Consider the following 17968-nt stretch of genomic DNA (forward strand, 5'->3'; position numbering starts at 1 on the left):
CGCGACCCGACGCTATCGTCGTCGGCGTGAGCACCGCACGACAGGACCGTGATCGGCCGACCGCACTTCGGCTCTGTCTTGTGCTGTTCTGTGCCACGGTCGCGATCGGGCTGCCGCTGACCTTTCCGCACGGCGGCGGGCCGACCGAAGTCGATAACGACCTTGCCGCGCCGATCCACTCAGCACTCGACAGCCATCGCGGCGTGTACCGAGCCCTGGTGATCCCGAGCAATGGCTACATCCTGATTCCGCTGCTGCTCGCGGCGGCCTGCTGGTTCGCCTACCGGGGCCAACGGTGGCGCGCGGCAACAATGGTCGTGGTTCCTGAGCTCGCCGTGGCGATCAACAGCTGGCTGCTGAAACCGCTGTGGGACCGGCCGCTGCACGACTACCTCGCCTATCCGAGTGGGCACACGGTGCACCTGGTCGCGGTCGGCACCGCCTTCGTGCTGCTGACCGATGTGGCGAGGGCGCGGACGAGCGCACTTGTCCTCGGCGCGCTCGCCCTGCTCGGTGCGGCAATCGGCATGATCGGTCTCGGCTATCACTTACCGACCGATATTCTCGGCGGCGCGGCGGCCGCGATCGCCATGGTCATCGCGCTGTGGTGGCCTGTCGAACGGTGTGTCCTGCGGACCGAACGCGTGCAGTCGGCGGTGCGAGTCCACAACTGAGGGCAGCCGTGCGCGCCGCCTACACCGGCGCCTCGCTGTGAGCCGTCCGCTCGAATACGCTCGCATCCGCCAACATGGCCGCACGCAGCATGCTCTCCGGCACACCCATGCCTTCGACCAGTGTGAGCGCGTCCGGACGCAGCCGGTCGACCAACTCGTTGACGCCGCGGCGCACCGCCTTCGCACGCTCGACCGACATGAATCGGTGCATGATGAACCAGGCCGAATTCTCCTCCAGCATCGAGTACACGAACAGGTCGCAGACCGTCTCGGCGAGCTCGCGCGCCGCCGGATCCTCGATGCCCGCAATGCCTTCGATGAATTCCTCGAGGATCAACCGGTCGATATGGGCGGTACCCGCGGCGAGGATGTGGTCCTGCGCGTTGTTGAACGCCTCGAACGGGGCGGTGTCCTCGGCGCGTGCGCGCAGCCGGTGTCCCGCTGTGCGAACCAGGTAGTCCTCACGGTCGGCGAACAGCTGTAGCTGCACCGAGCGGCGCGACACATCGGCCTCGTCGACGGTGTCGTCGCCGCGGTCGCGCAGGGTCTGGATCAGTTGGCGTACACCGGAACGCTTGCGCACCACGTCACCGGCCATGGTCGCGGCGAAGCGCACCCAGCCGAGTGCGTCGAGCTCGCGAATCTCATCCGAGTAGGAGGTGAGCAGTTCCTTGGCCACCAGCTGGGTGAGCACGACATTGTCGCCCTCGAAGGTGGTGAACACATCGGTGTCGGACTTGAGCGTGACGAGCCTGTTCTCGGTGAGATAGCCTGCGCCGCCGCAGGCTTCGCGGCATTCCTGGATGGCGCGGGTCGCGTGCTCGGTCTGCGCGACCTTCAAACCCGCGGCGCGTTTCTCGAGGGCGCGCTGCGCGCCGGGGTCCAGATCCTGACCGGTTTGCACCAGGTGCATACGGCGCACCAGGTCGTTCTGCGCGAAAGCCAGCGCGTAGGACCTGGCGATCAACGGCAGCAACCGGCGCTGATGGCTGCGGTAGTCGAGCAGCAGCGTTTCCTGGCCGTTGTCGGGGTCGGAGAACTGCCGCCGCTTCAGCGCGTACCGCGTCGCGATGCTCAGCGCGACCCGCGCACCGGCCGCCGCCGCGCCACCGACACTGACCCGGCCGCGCACCAATGTGCCGAGGGTGGTGAAGAATCTGCGACTCGGATTCTCGATGTCGGTGTCGTAGGTACCGTCCGGCGCGACGTCGGCGAACCGGTTGAGCAAGTTCTCCCGTGGCACCCGCACTCGGTCGAACACGATGCGCCCGTTGTCGACACCGGGCAGGCCGCCCTTGAGCCCGTCGTCATAGGTGGTGACGCCCGGCAGGTCGGTGCCGTGCTCGTCCCGGATCGGTACCAGCAGGCAATGCACGCCACGGTTCTCCCCGTTGGTGATCAGCTGCGCGAAAACCGCTGCCATCCTCGCATGTTCGGCCGCGCCCCCGATGTAGTCCTTGCGTGCCGAGGGTGTCGGCGAATGCACGACGAATTCCTGGGTGTCCGGATCGTAGGTCGCGGTCGTCTCGAGGTTGGCGACGTCGCTGCCGTGCCCGGATTCGGTCATCGCGAAGCAGCCGAGCAGATCCAGTGACAGCAGTCGCTTGACCACATCCCGGTGTCGTTGGGTGCCGAGGTTCTCCACGGCTCCACCGAACAGGCCCCATTGCACACCCGCCTTCACCCACAGCGACAGGTCCGCGTAGGCCAGCATCTCCAAGCCGACCACGGCCGCGCCGGGTTCTCCGGTGCCGCCGTTCTCCAGCCGGAATCCGCGCTCGGCGATGCCCATGGTCGCGATGGCCCGCATCTGATCGAGGACCCGCGCCCGCGCGGCCCTGTAGTCGAGGTAGGGGTCTCCGGCGAATTTATCGTCCGCGAGCTGGATTCGAGCCGCTTCCCGGACCGCGCCCCACGGTCCATCAAGTGCTGCGCGGAGGTGATCTGCCGTCGATGCGATGCCGGTAGTCATAACTCGACATTAGCCCGCGCGGGACCGCGCAAACCGTGACCGTTGACACGACATCCCGGACCGACCTCTTGCCGATTGTTGAACGAGCGTTTAATGTATTGAACATGCGTTTAATCAGAGTTCCATATCGCAAAGACCCGCCGAGGTAGGGTTCGCCATGAAGCCGACGACGACCTCAGACCTCACAACCGCCGCCCGGATTCGCGACGCCGCGATCGAGGTGTTCGGTGAGCACGGATTCCAAGTCGGCGTCCGTGTCATCGCCGCCGCCGCCGGTGTCTCCCCCGGATTGGTGAACCACCATTTCGGCTCCAAGGACGGCCTGAGAGCCGCCTGCGATGAGCGGGTACAGCAGCTGACCAGGGACGAGAAGGCCAAGACGATCGCCGGGCCGAACATCGCGAAGGGCATGCTCGCCGCCCTGGCCGATATCGAGGAATACGGTCCGCTCGTCGCCTACATGGTGCGCAGCTTGCAGTCGGGCGGACCACTGGCCGAATCGCTTTTCGAGCACATGGTTTCCGATGCCGAGGTGTACATCCAGGCCGGTGTCGACGCGGGCACCATCAAGCCGAGTCGAGACCCGGCAGCTCGAGCCAGATACATCATGATGCTCAATCTCGGCGCGACCTTGCTCTACGTGCAAATGCGCCAGAAACCGGGCGAAAAGCTCGACTTCCGCAAGATCACCCGTGAGCTGACCGACGAACTCACCCCACCGGCCCTGGAGTTCTACACACAGGGCCTGCTCACCGACCCAACGATTTTGGACACCCTCAACAAGGAGACCTGATGTCCGACATCATCGAAGTTCATGATCTGCACAAGAACTTCGGCCACGTCGCCGCCCTCGATGGACTGGATCTCGCTGTCAGCGAGGGCGAAATCCATGGCTTCCTCGGCCCCAACGGGGCGGGCAAGTCGACCACCATCCGCGTGCTGCTCGGCATTCTGCGCAGCACGTCGGGACGGGCCGAACTGCTCGGCCGCGATCCGTGGACCGATGCCGTCGCTCTACACCGCGAACTCGCCTACGTACCAGGCGATGTCACGCTATGGCCGTCACTGTCCGGCGGCGAGACCATCGACCTACTCGCCAGAATGCGCGGCGGCATCAACGCCGATCGACGCGCCGAGCTGATCGAGCGGTTCGACCTCGATCCGCGCAAGAAGGCCCGCACCTACTCGAAGGGCAACCGGCAGAAGGTCGCACTGGTCTCCGCGCTCGCCTCCGACGTGCGCCTGCTGCTACTCGACGAACCGACTTCGGGCCTGGATCCGTTGATGGAGCAGGTATTTCGCGAATGCGTCGAGGAGGCCAAGCAGCGCGGCACCACCGTTCTACTGTCCAGCCACATCCTTTCCGAGGTGGAGGTGCTCTGCGACCGGGTGACCATCATCCGCGCGGGGCGCACCGTAGAGACCGGCTCGCTTTCCGATATGCGACACCTTTCCCGGACCGCCATCACCGCCGAATTGCTCGGCGACCCAGGCGATCTCAGCCGGATCGCCGGCGTCGAGGACATCGAGCTCGACGGTTCGACACTGCACTGCCAGGTGGAGGGCGAACATCTCGGCGAGCTGATCCGAATACTCGGCGACACCGGAGTGCGCAGCCTGACCAGCGCACCGCCGACGCTGGAAGAGTTGTTCATGCGGCACTACCACGTCGATGGGGACGACTCTCATTCCACGGCAAAGCATTCCGGGGCAGAGCGCGCCGACCATGCCGGGGAGAAGGTGCAAGCATGACCACCATCGCCGCGGGCAGGCATTACGCCGCCCCCGCCGTGCGCGGGTCGGCCGACTTCGCGGGCACGGCCCAACTACTGCGGCTGTATCTGCGCCGTGATCGCATCGTGTTGCCGCTGTGGGTACTCGCCTTCGGGCTGCTGCCAGCCTTCTATGTCGCGAGCACCAAGGGCGTGTACGACACACAGGCCGAACTCGACAATTACGCGCGGTCCATCACGGACAGCCCGGCTCTTGTCGCCATGTACGGGCCGGTATTCAGTACCGATCTCGGCTCGGTCGGCCTGTGGAAGGCCGGGCCGTTCTACGCGTTGGTCGCGATCGCGACCATCCTCACCGTCATCCGGCACACCAGGGTCGAGGAGGAGACCGGTCGCGCGGAGTTGGTCGGTGCCACCAGCATCGGCCGCTACGCGGGTCTCACTGCCGCCATGGTGATGACCACGGCGGGTTGCCTGATCGTCGGAATCCTCAGTGCCGTCGCGCTGTACGGCATTGACCTGTCCGCCGCCGGTTCCCTGGCCTACGGGGCGACACTCGCCGCGTCCGGCCTGGTGTGGGCAGGCGTCGCGGCGGTCGCGGCACAGGTGAGCTCCGGCGCGCGGGTCGCCCGCGGTGTGGCATTCGGCGCGCTCGGCACGGCCTTCGCGCTGCGGGCGGTCGGCGACGCCGGAAACGGTGTGCTGACCTGGTTTTCACCGCTCGGTTGGTGTATCAATATGCGGCCCTTCGCAGATGAGCGCTGGTGGGTGCTTGTGCCATTGCTTGTCGCTGCCGTGGTGGCGAATATCGCCGCCTACTCGCTACTGCGCCACCGTGATACCGGATCGGGTCTACTCGCCGAACGGTTGGGGCCGCCGACCGCGGCAACGGCGTTGGCGGGTCCGACCGGACTGGCTTGGCGTCTGCAACGCGGCACGCTGCTGGCCTGGTCCATCGGTTTTCTGCTCTACGGATTGCTCATGGGCGGTGCCATCAACAGTATCGGCGAGATGCTCGACGACAGCCAGCCGATCCGTGACATGCTCGCCCGCGTCGGCGGCACCGATGCCCTGCAGAGCTCCTTCATCACCTTCGCGATCGCCATGCTCGCCATCGCGTCGGCGGCCTACTCCATCTCGGCAGTACTGCGACTGCACGAGGAGGAAATAAGCCAACGCGCCGAGGCCACCCTGGCCGGATCGGTGAGCAGGGCGCGATACGCGCTCAGCCACATCGGTTTCGCCCTGCTCGGACCCGCGGTAATCCTGCTGATCGCAGGCGCGGCGCTCGGGATCGTCTACGGCGCGACCGACGGCGACCTGGCCGGCAAGCTGGGCGACTCGCTCGGCGCCGCATTGGTCCAGCTGCCCGCGGTGTGGATCGTGACCGGAATCGCGGTGGCCATCTACGGCATCGCGCCTCGATTCACCCCGGTCGCCTGGGGCGTGCTGAGCGTCATGCTGGTGATCTTCTTCGTCGGTTCGCTCGACGGTCTGCCCCAGTGGATGGTCGACCTGGTGCCGTTCGTCCATCCGCCGAAGCTGCCCGGCGCGGCCTTCCAGGTGGCCCCGGTGCTGTGGCTGCTCGGGATCGCGGCCGTGTTGCTCGCGGCAGGCATCGTCGCCTTCCGCCGCCGCGACCTGCGCTGAGCAACCGGCGGCCCGCCAGGAGTTCCCACTCCTGGCGGGTCGCCGTGCGGTGGCTGAACAGTTGCTGTCTCCCATACGCGCGGGAATCGACGAGGACTCCATGGTGTACACCGGTTCCGGCGGTGCGGCGAGTGGGGAATTCGTCGATGCGATGGCGGGTGAGGTCAGCGAGCAGCTTCGATGCCGAGTTTTCCCGCCAGCCGCGTGAGGTAGCCGCGCACTTCGTCGGCGTCGCGGTCCGGCACTCCGAAAACTGCCTCGGTGACCCCCCATTCGGCCCATTGCGCGAGCTGGTCACTGTCGTGGCGCCCGGCGAGCGCGATGACCTCCGGCGTCCCCGTCCGCTCGTGTTCGCGCCAGACCCGGTGCAACAATTCGATCTTGGTATCCAGACCGTCTTCGGTCGGCGTGGTGAGCCAGCCATCGGCATTCTTCGCCAACCAGGTGAAGGACTGCTCGGTACCCGCCGCGCCGAGGATGACCGGAATGCGCTTCTGTACCGGCTTCGGCCACGACCAGCTCGGCCCGAAATTCACGAACTGCCCCGCGAAACTCGCTTCCTCTTCCGACCAGATGGCCCGCATCGCGTCCAAATGCTCGCGCAGCACCGTGCGCCGCTTGTTGGCTGGCACTCCGTGGTGGGCAAGTTCGTCGGTGTTCCAACCGAATCCGACACCGAGGCTCACCCGGCCGCCGGAGAGGTGATCCAGCGACGCGAGGGTCTTGGCGAGGGTGATCGGATGATGCTCAGCAGGCAGCGCCACCGCGGTGGAGAGCGTGATCCTGCTGGTCACCGCGGCGGCGGTGGCCAGAGCGACCCACGGATCGAGCGTGCGCAGATACCGATCGTCGGGCAGGCTCGCATCTCCTGTGCGCGGATGCGCCGCAGCACGCACCACCGGGATATGCGTGTGTTCCGGCACGTAGAAGGCGTCGAAGCCGGCCTGTTCGGCGGCGGCGGCCGCTTCGGCGGGCGTAATGCCCCTGTCACTGGTGAACAACACAATTCCGTACCGCACCGTACGCACTCCCATCGCCAAATTAGAACAAGTTCTACCACCTTTACCAGACAGGACCAAGGACCGTGCGCTATCGCGGCAGTACTGGCACACGTGCTACGAGCAGCCCGGATGACCGCGCCACCCTGAAGTGACTATGTTCGCGTCCATGGGTCCTGACACTTTTCCGGAAGGAGACACCGCCGATCCGCGGATCGGCGAACTCCACGAGCGCCGCGCGCCGTGGTTTCGCCGGGCACCGCGAATTTCGGTGATGAGCCAGGCCATTGGGCGCCTGGTCGCCGACCGGCAGGCCATCGCCGACACCATCGTCTCCGCGCCGACCCCACTTCAGCCGATCGATCTCACCGACGACGCACGGGTCGCGGAGGTCCTCGATCTCGCCGTCCGGGTCGGCGAGGTGGTGCTGGCATCGGGCACCGGCGTGGTCGACACGACCACCCAGGTGCGGTTCATCGCCGCCACCTATGGTCTGTCGCGTTGCAGCATCGACGTCACCTTCGACGCGATCAGGATCTGGGCCGAACGCGGAGCGGAACTGCCGCCGGCCAGCACCATGCGCATCGTGCATTATCGATCGCTGGATTTCACCAGGCTCGCCGCGGTCGATCGCCTCACGCGCCGCATCCGCAACGAAGTGGTCGCACCCGACGACGCGCGCGCCGCGCTCGATGCGATCACCTCGGCGCCCCATCCTTATCACCGCTGGATGGCCACCTTCGGCTGGTCTCTGCTCGCCGCGTCCATCGCGGCTCTGCTCGGCGGTGGCACGCTGGTCGCCGCGATCAGCTTCGCGACCACCTTGGCGATCGACCGGGTCAACCGGGTGCTCAATCGGTTCGGCCTGCCGTTCTTCTTCCAGCACATGGTCGGCGGCGCCATCGCGGCCACTCCGGCGATCGCACTGGCCACATTGGCGGGTCCGATGGACATCGATGTCGACCCGACACTGATCATCGCGGCCGGAATCACGGTGCTGCTCAGTGGTTTACAGTTGGTCGGCGCGGTTCAGGACGGCATCACCGGCGCACCGATCACCGCATCCGCGCGCATGCTCGAGGTCGTGATGATGACCGGTGCCATCATCGCCGGCATCGCGGTCGCGTTGCGGATCGGCGATCTCGTCGGCGCCACGGTGCCGCCGGTCTATCTAGCCAGCCGCGACATCACCGACCTCGCGGTCAAGGTGGTCGCGGGCGCGGTAGCGGCGCTGGCCTTCGCGTTGGCCTGTTATGCCGAGCGCCGTGCGCTGGCCGCGGCCGCGATCAGTGGCGCCGCGGGCACCGTCTGCTTCCTGCTCGTGCAGCAGACCGGGTTCGGACCGGTCGTCTCCTCCGGCGTCGCCGCGACACTGGTCGGCCTGGCCGGTGGTCTGATGGCACGCCGGGCACTGACGCCGCCGCTTGTCGTCGCGGTCGCGGGCATCACGCCGCTGCTTCCCGGCCTCAAGGTGTACCGCGGCCTCTACGCGCTACTCAACGACGAGTTGCTGATCGGAGCCAACCAGTTGCTGGCGGCCATCGGCGTCGGCTGCGCACTGGCCGCGGGCGTCACGCTCGGCGAATGGTTCGACCGGACGGTACGCAGGCCGCGGATCCTGAGCCGCTTCGGTTCACTGCGCAGGCCGATTGTGCGCCGCCGACGTGCCGACAGAGGATTGCGCGCTGCGTTGCGGGACTCCGTGCGATCGCCGCGGTGAACCGGTACCGTCGTACCAATTCGGACGTACCTCTCCTCGACGATCTCGAGCGTCCCGCCTCGGAGCTTCAGTACGCGCCTTCGCCGCGAGCCACAGCGCCGATGGTCTTGGCGATGAGCAGCAGATCCAGCACCATCGACCAGTTCTCGACGTAGGAAAGATCCAGTCGCACCGAATCTTCCAGCGACAGATCCGACCGCCCGCTGACCTGCCACAACCCGGTGACACCCGGCTTCACCAGCAGCCTGCGCCGCATGTTGCCGTCGTAGGAGTCCACTTCGCGCTGTACCTGCGGCCGTGGCCCGACCACGCTCATCTGCCCACCGAGCACGTTCAGGAATTGCGGCAGCTCATCGAGGCTGAACTTGCGAATGACTCGCCCGATCGGAGTGATGCGCGGATCGTCCTTCATTTTGAAGAACACCGGGTTGCCGCCATTGCGCTCGATGAGTGCGGCGACGTTGCTGTCGGCGTCGACATACATGCTGCGGAACTTGATCATCTGGAACGGTTTGCCGCCGCGCCCGATTCGCTCCGACAGGTAGAACACCGGCCCCGAGCTCGTCAGCTTGACCGCCAGCGCGATGGCGAGCAGCACCGGCGCGATGGCAAGCAGCACAGTGCCCGCGAAGCAAATGTCGAACACCGCCTTGCCCGTCGACTTGGCCCTGTCGTATTGCGGCTTCGCGATGTGCAGCATCGGAACACCCGCGACCTGACGGTTTGTCAGGCGAGTGCCCGCGATATCCACGACACCGGGAGCCACGATGAGCTCCACCCCGATCGTGTCGAGTTCCCAGGCCATGCGCCGCAGTTCGATCGGCCCGAGATGATCGGTCGCGGTGACCGCGACGGTGTCGGCACCGCTGCGGCGCACCGCCTCCAGGACCGACCGATCGTCACCGACCACCGAAAACCGGCTCGATGCATCGTGGTGCGCGATGTTTCCCTCGACGCCATCCGGAATGCACACGCCGACGACCTGATACCCGGAATCCGGATCGCGCGAGAACGCCGTCGCCATCGCCTGCGCCGCCTCGGCACCACCGACTACCAGCACCGATGTCCGGTACTCGCCCGAGCCGCGGCGTGCACGCGCGTGCAGTCGCCACATCAACCTGCTGAACATCAGCCCGAGCAGGCCCAGCGGCAATGCGATCGCCAGATATCCGCGCGCGAACTCGATCTGGAAGATCAATGACGCGATGGCGAGGAACCCGAACAGCCGCATTGTCGCCGAGACCAGGCGCCGATATTCTTCGGAGCCGTTGCCGACGACTTGCGGCGATCGGGTGTTGCACACGGCAAGGAAAGTTGCCCATGCCAGCGCGAGGGTCGTCGAGACCACGCCGTAGCCGACCTCGTAGGGCATCGGCCAAGCCAGCGGCGGCGCGACAGGTCCGCCGAAGCGGATACCCTGCGCCAAACCGACGGCGACGGCGATCACCACCAAATCTGTTGCGGCCAAGCGCCGCAAGTACTCGGCCTGCCACCGCTCACGTTCCGAGCGCGGCAAGGTCAGCGGCGGTCCGGACACGTCCAGATCGTCGCCATCGGTGAGCTCGAAGCTCATGGATAATGCACCTCCCCCTGGGAGAGAAGTCGATTGCCCCCGATCTACATCGATCGGTCCCTCGGCTCAGCCTGACCGCCTGCGGTGTTCCATCAGTCGTTGATCAGAAGCTGATTGTTACAGAACACAATCTGTTTCACATATCGAATCACAAGGGCCACAAAGTGTTCCACGGGATAGCCAACAGAGGGTCGGCCGGTTCTCCTCTGCTCGTTCGATAGCCATCACCGCGATAACTCAGCAGGTGACGCACCTGCAATACTGATAGCCGAACTCCATAATTGGGTTATTACCCCCGGTAATTCAGGTAACCAACAGAATGCTACCGGCCATTAGGCTCCGAATTGCGTCCGGAAACCGCTACTGCGCGGTCGGTTTCAAGATCGCCACGCAGGCGATTTGTTGTAACGTCTCACGGGATCATGCCGACGTCAGGGCGTGCCGGTAATGCGCCGGGCGATCGAACTAGTCGCAGAAGTGGGGCCTGCATGCGTTGTCGACTGTGTGATTCCTATCGTCTATCAAGCGTTCTCGATCTCGGCGCGACCCCGCCCTGCGAGAAATTTCTCGGCGCAGACGAACTCGATCTTCCGGAACCAACCTACCCACTGCACCTGCGTTTGTGTGACGACTGCCTCCTGCTGCAGATTCCGGCATTGATCACGCCCGAGGAAACATTCACCGAATATGCCTACTTCGCCTCGTATTCCGACAGCTGGGTCAAGCATGCCGAGGTTTTCATTCTGCAAGCTATCGAAAAGCTCGGCCTCGGACCGGAATCGTTCGTAGTCGAGGCCGCGAGCAACGACGGCTACCTGCTGCAACACGCGGTGGCCGCGGGCATCCGGTGTCTCGGAATCGAGCCATCGGTCAATGTCGGCGCCGCCGCCCGGCTGGCGGGGGTTCCCACCGAAACCGCCTTCCTCGACGAAGAAACCGCCGCGAAGATTCGCGCCCAGCACGGGCCCGCGAACCTCGTCGTCGCCAACAACGTCTACGCGCACGTCCCCGACCTGCGCGGATTCACCCGAGGGCTGCGCGAACTCCTGGCCGAGGACGGCTGGCTGTCCATCGAGGTGCACCATGCGCTGAACCTGATGCGGCTCGGGCAGTTCGACACGATCTACCACGAACACTTCCAGTACTACACGGTGCTCTCGGCCCAGCGGGCGCTGGCCAGTGCCGGATTGACGGTGGTCGACGTCGAACTGCTTGCCACACACGGCGGCTCGATTCGGCTGTGGGCCCGGCCCGAAGCGGTCGCCGGCGCACCGAGCGAACGGATGATCGAGGTGCTGCGAACCGAGCAAGCCGCAGGCCTTCATGACGTCGAGGGCTACCGCGACCTGCAACCCCGTGCCGACGCGGTGCGCCAGGAGCTGCTTCGCTTCCTGCTCGAGCAGCGCGCCGCGGGTAAGCGGGTCGTCGGCTACGGCGCACCGGGCAAGGGCAACACGCTGCTCAACTATTGCGGCATCCGGTCTGACCTGCTGAACTATACGGTCGACCGAAACCCGTACAAGCACGGGAAATTCACGCCGGGCACCAGGATCGCGATCCACGCACCCGAGCGGATCGACGCCGATCGGCCCGATGTCGTGCTGGTCCTGCCGTGGAACCTCGAAGCCGAGATCACCGCGCAGTTGAGCCACATCGCCGAATGGGGCGCCCACCTGGTCTACCCACTGCCGACCCTGCACATCGCCGATCTCGACAACGGCGCCGATCTGAGCAATCAAAACATCGAAAGGCCTGCGCGATGAAAGTTGTGCTGTTCTGTGGCGGCTACGGCATGCGGATGCGTGACGGCACCGACGACGTCATCCCGAAGCCGATGCAGATGGTCGGTCCCCGACCGCTGCTGTGGCATGTGATGCGCTACTACGCACACTTCGGGCACAAGGATTTCATCCTGTGCCTCGGCTACGGCGCCCAGCACATCAAGAACTTCTTCCTCAACTACCAGGAGTCGGTATCCAACGACTTCGTGATCCGCGACGGCCGAGTCGAATTGCTACACAGCGATATCAGCGACTGGTCGATCACCTTCGTCGACACCGGAGTCCAGTCCGCCATCGGCGAACGGCTGCGCCGGGTGCGCCCCTATCTCGAGGGTGAAAAGACCTTCCTCGCCAACTACGCCGATGTCCTCACCGATGCGCCACTGGACGAGATGATCGAGAAGTTCACCGCCTCCGGCGCGGCCGCGTCGATGATGGTCGTGCCGCCGCAGTCGTCGTTCCACTGTGTCGACGTGGAGCCCAACGGCGAGGTCAAGGCGATCATGCCGGTCTCGAGGATGCCGATCTGGGAGAACGGCGGCTACTTCGTACTCACCCAGGAGGTCCTCGACCTGCTGCCGCCCGGCGGCGATCTGGTCGAGGACGCCTGCGGCGCGCTCGCGGGACAGGGCAGGCTGTTCGGTTATCAGCACGACGGTTTCTGGAAGCCCGCCGACACCTTCAAGGAGCGCGCCGAGCTCGACGCCGGCTACCGCACCGGCATTCGTCCGTGGATGGTCTGGGAGAAGCAGCCGGCATGATCGCCCTCACCACATCGCCACTCACCGAAATCGCCGTGCTCGGCGCACATTGCGACGACATTGCCATCGGCATGGGCGCTACCCTGCTTGCGCTGGCCGACAAGCATCCCGGCCTGCGGGTACGCGCCCTGGTGATCTCCGGCGGCGGCAGTGAACGGGAGTACGAGGAGCAGACCGCCCTCGCCGACTTCTGCCCGAATGCCGACCTCGATCTCACCGTGCTCGATGTCCCCGACGGCAGGGCGCCCGCGCATTGGGACCGGATCAAGAACGCGCTGCAACGCTTTCGCGGCACGTCGGACCCGGAGCTTGTCTTCGCGCCACAGCGCGGGGATGCCCACCAGGACCATCGACTGCTCGCGGAACTGGTCCCCACCGAGTTCCGCAACCACCTGATCCTCGGATACGAGATCATCAAGTGGGAGACCGATACCCCGCAGCCCACCGTATTCCACCAGGTCACCACGGAATTCATCGAGGCGAAGTCCCGGCTGCTGCTGAAGCACTATCCGTCGCAGGCCGGCCGTGACTGGTTCGACGAGCAGGCGTTCACCGGCCTGGCCCGGTTGCGCGGTGTGCAGTGTCGAGCCGAATATGCCGAGGCATTCATGATCGACAAGGTTGTCCTCGATTTGGGAGGGAAATGAATATGCGAGTTCTGGTCACCGGACATCAGGGATATCTCGGGACCGTCATGGTGCCGGTGCTACGCGCCGAAGGACATGACGTGGTCGGACTCGATTCCGGGTTCTTCGCCGACTGCGTCCTCGGCAAGCTGCCCGGCGATCCTCCCGGCATCGCGGTCGATCTACGCGATGTGACCGTCGAGCAACTCGCCGGTTTCGACGCGGTGATCCACCTGGCCGCACTGTCGAACGATCCACTCGGAGCATTGCATCCGGAGATCACCTACGACATCAATCATCACGCGTCGGTCCGGCTGGCCAGGCTCGCGAAGGAGGCAGGCGTACGACGCTTCCTGTACGCCTCGACCTGCTCGGTGTACGGCGCGGCGGGCGAGGACCTTGTCACCGAGGACGCACCGCTGAAGCCGATCACGCCCTACGCGGAGAGCAAGGTGCGCGTCGAGGACGATGTCGTCGCGCTCGCCGACGCCGACTTCACGCCGGTATTCCTGCGCAACGCCACGGCATTCGGCTTCTCGCCGCGGCTGCGCGCGGACATCGTGCTGAACAATCTGGTCGGATACGCGGTGCTGACCAGCGAGGTCAAGGTCCTGTCCGACGGAACACCGTGGCGGCCGTTGGTGCACGCCGCCGACATCGCTTCGGCCTTCGCGACCTGTCTCGCAGCGCCGACCGAGTCGATTCACTGCCGAGCGTTCAACATCGGCACCGAGGCCAATAACCTGACCGTCGCGGACATCGCGCGGGCCGTGGTAGACGCGGTCCCGGGTTCGCGGCTCAACATCACCGGGGAAAGTGGAGCGGACCCGCGTTCTTATCGCGTTGACTTCTCCGCCGCACGCGAAGCCATCGGCTTCCGCGCCGCATGGAGCGTTCCGGCGGGCGCGCAAGAGCTCTACCAGGAGTACACGGCCAGGGGACTCACCAGTGACGACTTTTTCCATCGGTTCACCAGACTGCCGCACCTGGAAAAGCTCCGCGATGCGGGGATTCTCGATGAATCAATGCGTCGGATCGTTGGCGCCGGTGTCACTGCGCCCGCGTGATCAGCTGCTGCCAACTGCCTGCGGCGCGGTCCCGAGCGGACACGACGGTGACCGGCAATGGCCAGGTGATCGCCAGGTCCGGGTCGTCGTAGGCGACGCCGATGTCCTCGGTCGGATCGTGCGGGCGGTCGATGCGATAGCACACGTCGGCCGTCGCGGTGAGCGCCTGGAAACCGTGCAGAAAGCCGGGCGGCACGTACAGGTGCCGGAACTCGTTGTCGTCGAGCAGGAACGCCTGCTGCCGCCCGAAGCTCGGCGACGACGGCCGAATATCGACGAGCACGTCGTGCACCGCGCCGTTCGCGCAGCGCACGAGCTTCGCCTCCCCACGCCCGCTGCGCCCGTGCATGCCTCGGATCACCCCGCGCGTCGAACGCGACTGCGAGTCCTGACGAAACGAGGCAGCGGCGCCGGGAACACCCAGCTCGGCTTCGAACTCCTCGGCATCGAAAGTCCTGGTGAAAAGCCCGCGTTCGTCACGAAACGGCTCGGGTACCAGGACAAGGACATCGGCGAGTTCGGTCGGCTCGATACGCACGAGGCCATGGTGTCACGAATGCGGGCGTCGTGAATCCCGACCGGGGGCGTTGTCGCGGCTGCGGGAGCAACCGGCTGACAACGGTTCTGGATCTCGGCACGGTGCCCGCCGCCGATTATTTCCCCGAGGCCGGCGCGGCGATCGGCGCCCGAGAGAACGTGCACCCGCTCCGGATGGACGCGTGCGCGGCGTGCGGGCTCGCCCAGTTGGCCGATGACGACACCCGCGCCGAGGAGCCACGCGGGGTAGAACCGCGGGCACTGCGCGATCAGGCCGCGGACGCGGTCGAGCGGGTCGCGATGGCGGGTCTGCTGCGCGGTACCACCGTGCGCGAGTTCGGCAGCCCGCACGGCGGTACCTGGCTGCCGCTGCTCGCCGAACGCGGTTTCCGTACCGACGCCGGACCCGCCGATATCGTGCTCGACTGCTTCGGCATCATGCATGAGCCGGATCAGGCCGCGGCATTCAAGGAACGGGCCGCGGCCACCGCACCCGACGGTCTGCTGCTGATCCAGTACCACTCGCTGGCCGCCATCGCATCGGCGGGTCAGTGGAACGCGCTGAGACACGGACACTTTGCCTACTATTCGCTGGCGGCCCTGAGTCGATTGCTCACACTCGCCGGTATGAGCGTGGCCACGGTATGGGAATTCGACCTGTACGGCGGGACCGTATTGGTCGGTGCCGTACACGGCGAGGTCGAACCGGATCAGACGGTGCGTACGGTCCTCGCCGCCGAGTCGGAGCACACCGATGTTGCTGCGCTGCGACGGCTCCAGCACACGACCGATCGGCATGCCGCATCGTTGCGGGAGTGGCTCGAAGCGGCCGCCGCCCGCAGGCAACGGGTGTACGCGTACGGCGCCGCCTCCCGCGCGGTGGCATTGTTCAGCCTGGCGGGGCTGCACCGTGGACTCGTCGCGGCGGTGGCCGACGCCTCGCCGACCAAACACGGACGCCGGATGCCCGGCACCGACATCCCGATCATCTCACCCGCCGAACTCGTCGCGGCCCAACCAGATTCGGTGCTGCTGACGCTGCGCGATCTCCTGCCCGAGGTTCGGGCCGGGTTCCCCGAGCTGGATGGACGCTGGGTACTCGACGACCCCGCCGGCCCCTCGGAAGGATGGTGAGATGTTGCATTGAATTCGCTGCCGCAACCTGAGTGTTGCCGGAATACCGCAATGTAGTTGAAGTTTATTTACCGCCACCAGCCCACCCCGGACGATTGAAGGCTTTAGTCCCCACAGCCGGGGGGTCGGGCGCCGAGTGCGGCAGTGCACTCGGCAGTGTGGGGGAATCAAAGGGGTAAATCTGATGAAGGAAACTACCAATTTCGGTAGTCGAAGTGTGCGTTCTTTCGCGATGGCCTCGGCTGTCGCGACCGGCTTGATCTTCGCGAATGGGGGCATCGCGAGCGCCGCTATCGACAGCAGCAACCAAGTCGTCGACCATGGCGACCGCGTGGTCGAAGCAATACAGCAAGATACTCGAATAGATTTCGTGCCACCGCTGGACGGCAACCCATTCACCCGTGAGTGGTACCACAACGGCGAGGCGGCGTTCCGGATCTCCGGCCCGAACGCCGAGGGCTGGACCGGCCATATCACCGTCGGCTACCAGGTCGGATTCCCGGCCACCTTCAGCGGCAAACTGCGATTCGAATGGTTGTCACCGGGGGTCGGCATCGATCTGGGCGGGTTCAACCCCGGGCTCCACCTCAACGACCTCGTCCCGCGCGGCGGAATCCAGCTCGAGGTCGGTCCAGGTCCCGGCATCCAGACGGTCGAATGCGCGGGCGGCGAGGTCTCCGGTTCTTCGGGATTCATCCGCATGTCCGGATTTCACGGCACCGTCACCGGTGTGCTCGGCCCGACCAACATCCGTCCGTTCGTCCGGGTGGTCAGCTCCAGCGGCGACACCGTTGTCACTTACGGCAGGCTCTGGACGATCTGAGCTCCGAAACAACGAACGTGGTGTCCACCGCAGCGGACGCCACGTTCGTCGTCGAACCCGGATTCAGCGTATGGGGGGGATTCAGAGTAGATCGGGACGGTGCCGCACGGTCGCGACGGTCCGGATCCGCAACCGTTGCAGCGCCGCCCTCGCCAGCCGGGCATCACCGGCCAGCACATCTGCGGTCTTCACCAGTTCCGGGTAGTCACCCGCGAGGCGGTGGTGGAAGCGCAACATATCGGTGAGCTTGCTCACCGTCGAGGTGCTGCTGCACAGATTGAACGATGAATTCCGCCATGCGGCAGTGATTTCGGGCATGCCGTAGAACACACCGAACGACGACACCCGCGCGAACAGGTCGACATCCATCGGAAACACCAGATCCCCGCGCAGGCCGCCGACGAGGTCGAAATGCTCGCGGTGGAACATCGCCGCCGCGGTCGGCCCGAAGTCGGCGGGGCCGCGGCGCACGATTGTGCGGGCCAGCGCGCGGGCGGACTGTCTGCCCTCCAAACCGGCGAGCCCGAGATCGGTTTCCAGGATCTCCCCGGCCTCGTCGATCACCTCGAACCGGCTGGCACAGATCGCGATCGACGCGTCGGCCATTACCGCCAACTGTGCGCTCAGCGCGCCGGGTCGCAGCACATCGTCGGCGCAGACCACCTTCACGAGCTTCCCGGTCGAGGCCCTGATCACGGTGTTCCAGTTGTCGCCGATCGGCAGCACCGAATCATTGCGGATCACCCGGATGCGCGGATCGTCGAAGGAGTGCGCGATCTCGGAGGTGGCGTCGGTGCTCGCGTTGTCCAGTACGAGGAGCTCGAAATCCACCTCCTGTTCGAGCACCGAGCGCAGCGTCGCCGCGAGCGTGCGCGCGGAGTTATACGCCGGAACACACACCGACAACGTTGTCATGACA

General features: G+C 65.7%; 16 protein-coding genes. 11 read left to right on the forward strand and 5 right to left on the reverse strand.

Features of this window, described 5'->3' with window-relative positions; translation table 11 throughout:
* Window positions 1-26 precede the first annotated feature (26 nt).
* Complete coding sequence (locus tag ACLMAJ_RS05395) at window positions 27-674, forward strand: phosphatase PAP2 family protein (protein WP_412012353.1); 648 nt, start codon at window positions 27-29, stop codon at window positions 672-674.
* A 19-nt stretch (window positions 675-693) separates the two neighbouring features.
* On the opposite strand, the gene ACLMAJ_RS05400 is transcribed toward ACLMAJ_RS05395, so the two are convergent.
* Window positions 694-2646: an acyl-CoA dehydrogenase family protein gene (locus tag ACLMAJ_RS05400; protein ID WP_412012354.1), complete on the reverse strand. Its 1953-nt coding sequence runs from the start codon at window positions 2644-2646 to the stop codon at window positions 694-696.
* A 157-nt stretch (window positions 2647-2803) separates the two neighbouring features.
* Here ACLMAJ_RS05400 and ACLMAJ_RS05405 point away from each other — a divergent pair, with 157 nt between their 5' ends.
* Genes ACLMAJ_RS05405 through ACLMAJ_RS05415 form a run of 3 tightly spaced genes read left to right on the forward strand, consistent with a single transcriptional unit; the run spans window position 2804 to window position 6029 of the window.
* A complete protein-coding gene (locus tag ACLMAJ_RS05405; RefSeq protein ID WP_412012355.1) occupies window positions 2804-3439 on the forward strand; it encodes a TetR/AcrR family transcriptional regulator in 636 nt (211 codons plus the stop codon).
* Window positions 3439-4398 (forward strand): ABC transporter ATP-binding protein, encoded by a 960-nt coding sequence (locus ACLMAJ_RS05410; protein ID WP_412012356.1) that lies wholly within the window; start codon window positions 3439-3441, stop codon window positions 4396-4398. The genes ACLMAJ_RS05405 and ACLMAJ_RS05410 overlap by 1 nt, the downstream gene beginning before the upstream one ends.
* Window positions 4395-6029 carry an ABC transporter permease gene (locus ACLMAJ_RS05415; RefSeq protein WP_412012357.1) on the forward strand — a complete coding sequence of 545 codons (1635 nt, stop codon included), beginning with the start codon at window positions 4395-4397 and terminating at the stop codon, window positions 6027-6029. Before ACLMAJ_RS05410 ends, ACLMAJ_RS05415 begins: the two co-directional genes overlap by 4 nt.
* A gap of 164 nt (window positions 6030-6193) precedes the next feature.
* Here ACLMAJ_RS05415 and ACLMAJ_RS05420 read toward each other — a convergent pair whose 3' ends face one another.
* Entirely contained in the window at window positions 6194-7048 is an 855-nt protein-coding gene (locus ACLMAJ_RS05420; RefSeq protein ID WP_412012518.1) for a TIGR03619 family F420-dependent LLM class oxidoreductase, read from the reverse strand.
* Window positions 7049-7301: 253 nt separating this feature from the next.
* Between ACLMAJ_RS05420 and ACLMAJ_RS05425 the strand changes: the two genes are divergently transcribed.
* Window positions 7302-8747 carry a threonine/serine exporter family protein gene (locus ACLMAJ_RS05425; protein WP_412012519.1) on the forward strand — a complete coding sequence of 482 codons (1446 nt, stop codon included), beginning with the start codon at window positions 7302-7304 and terminating at the stop codon, window positions 8745-8747.
* A 67-nt stretch (window positions 8748-8814) separates the two neighbouring features.
* On the opposite strand, the gene ACLMAJ_RS05430 is transcribed toward ACLMAJ_RS05425, so the two are convergent.
* Entirely contained in the window at window positions 8815-10320 is a 1506-nt protein-coding gene (locus tag ACLMAJ_RS05430; RefSeq protein WP_412012358.1) for a sugar transferase, read from the reverse strand.
* Window positions 10321-10808: 488 nt separating this feature from the next.
* Between ACLMAJ_RS05430 and ACLMAJ_RS05435 the strand changes: the two genes are divergently transcribed.
* The 4 genes from ACLMAJ_RS05435 to ACLMAJ_RS05450 are packed head-to-tail and all read left to right on the forward strand — an operon-like array spanning window position 10809 to window position 14555.
* Window positions 10809-12083 carry a methyltransferase domain-containing protein gene (locus ACLMAJ_RS05435; protein ID WP_412012359.1) on the forward strand — a complete coding sequence of 425 codons (1275 nt, stop codon included), beginning with the start codon at window positions 10809-10811 and terminating at the stop codon, window positions 12081-12083.
* Complete coding sequence (locus ACLMAJ_RS05440; RefSeq protein WP_412012360.1) at window positions 12080-12862, forward strand: sugar phosphate nucleotidyltransferase; 783 nt, start codon at window positions 12080-12082, stop codon at window positions 12860-12862. The genes ACLMAJ_RS05435 and ACLMAJ_RS05440 overlap by 4 nt, the downstream gene beginning before the upstream one ends.
* Window positions 12859-13509 (forward strand): PIG-L deacetylase family protein, encoded by a 651-nt coding sequence (locus tag ACLMAJ_RS05445; protein WP_412012361.1) that lies wholly within the window; start codon window positions 12859-12861, stop codon window positions 13507-13509. Before ACLMAJ_RS05440 ends, ACLMAJ_RS05445 begins: the two co-directional genes overlap by 4 nt.
* Before the next feature lie 2 nt (window positions 13510-13511).
* Window positions 13512-14555, forward strand: a complete 1044-nt coding sequence (locus ACLMAJ_RS05450; protein ID WP_412012362.1) for an NAD-dependent epimerase/dehydratase family protein — start codon at window positions 13512-13514, stop codon at window positions 14553-14555.
* Here the strand turns inward: ACLMAJ_RS05450 and rfbC are convergent.
* A complete protein-coding gene (gene rfbC / locus ACLMAJ_RS05455; RefSeq protein ID WP_412012363.1) occupies window positions 14539-15093 on the reverse strand; it encodes a dTDP-4-dehydrorhamnose 3,5-epimerase in 555 nt (184 codons plus the stop codon). The two genes, ACLMAJ_RS05450 and rfbC, sit on opposite strands and share 17 nt — an antisense overlap.
* A gap of 29 nt (window positions 15094-15122) precedes the next feature.
* On the opposite strand from rfbC, the gene ACLMAJ_RS05460 reads away from it, so the two are divergent.
* Together ACLMAJ_RS05460 and ACLMAJ_RS05465 are read left to right on the forward strand one after the other, a co-directional pair.
* Window positions 15123-16226 carry a class I SAM-dependent methyltransferase gene (locus ACLMAJ_RS05460; protein WP_412012364.1) on the forward strand — a complete coding sequence of 368 codons (1104 nt, stop codon included), beginning with the start codon at window positions 15123-15125 and terminating at the stop codon, window positions 16224-16226.
* Window positions 16227-16410: 184 nt separating this feature from the next.
* Entirely contained in the window at window positions 16411-17049 is a 639-nt protein-coding gene (locus ACLMAJ_RS05465) for an MspA family porin (RefSeq protein WP_412012365.1), read from the forward strand.
* 81 nt (window positions 17050-17130) lie between these two features.
* Here ACLMAJ_RS05465 and ACLMAJ_RS05470 read toward each other — a convergent pair whose 3' ends face one another.
* Window positions 17131-17964, reverse strand: coding sequence for a glycosyltransferase family 2 protein (locus ACLMAJ_RS05470; RefSeq protein ID WP_412012366.1), 834 nt, complete (start codon window positions 17962-17964; stop codon window positions 17131-17133).
* Window positions 17965-17968 lie beyond the last annotated feature (4 nt).

The sequence above is a fragment of the Nocardia arseniciresistens genome (assembly GCF_046764875.1).
Lineage (GTDB): Bacteria > Actinomycetota > Actinomycetes > Mycobacteriales > Mycobacteriaceae > Nocardia > Nocardia arseniciresistens.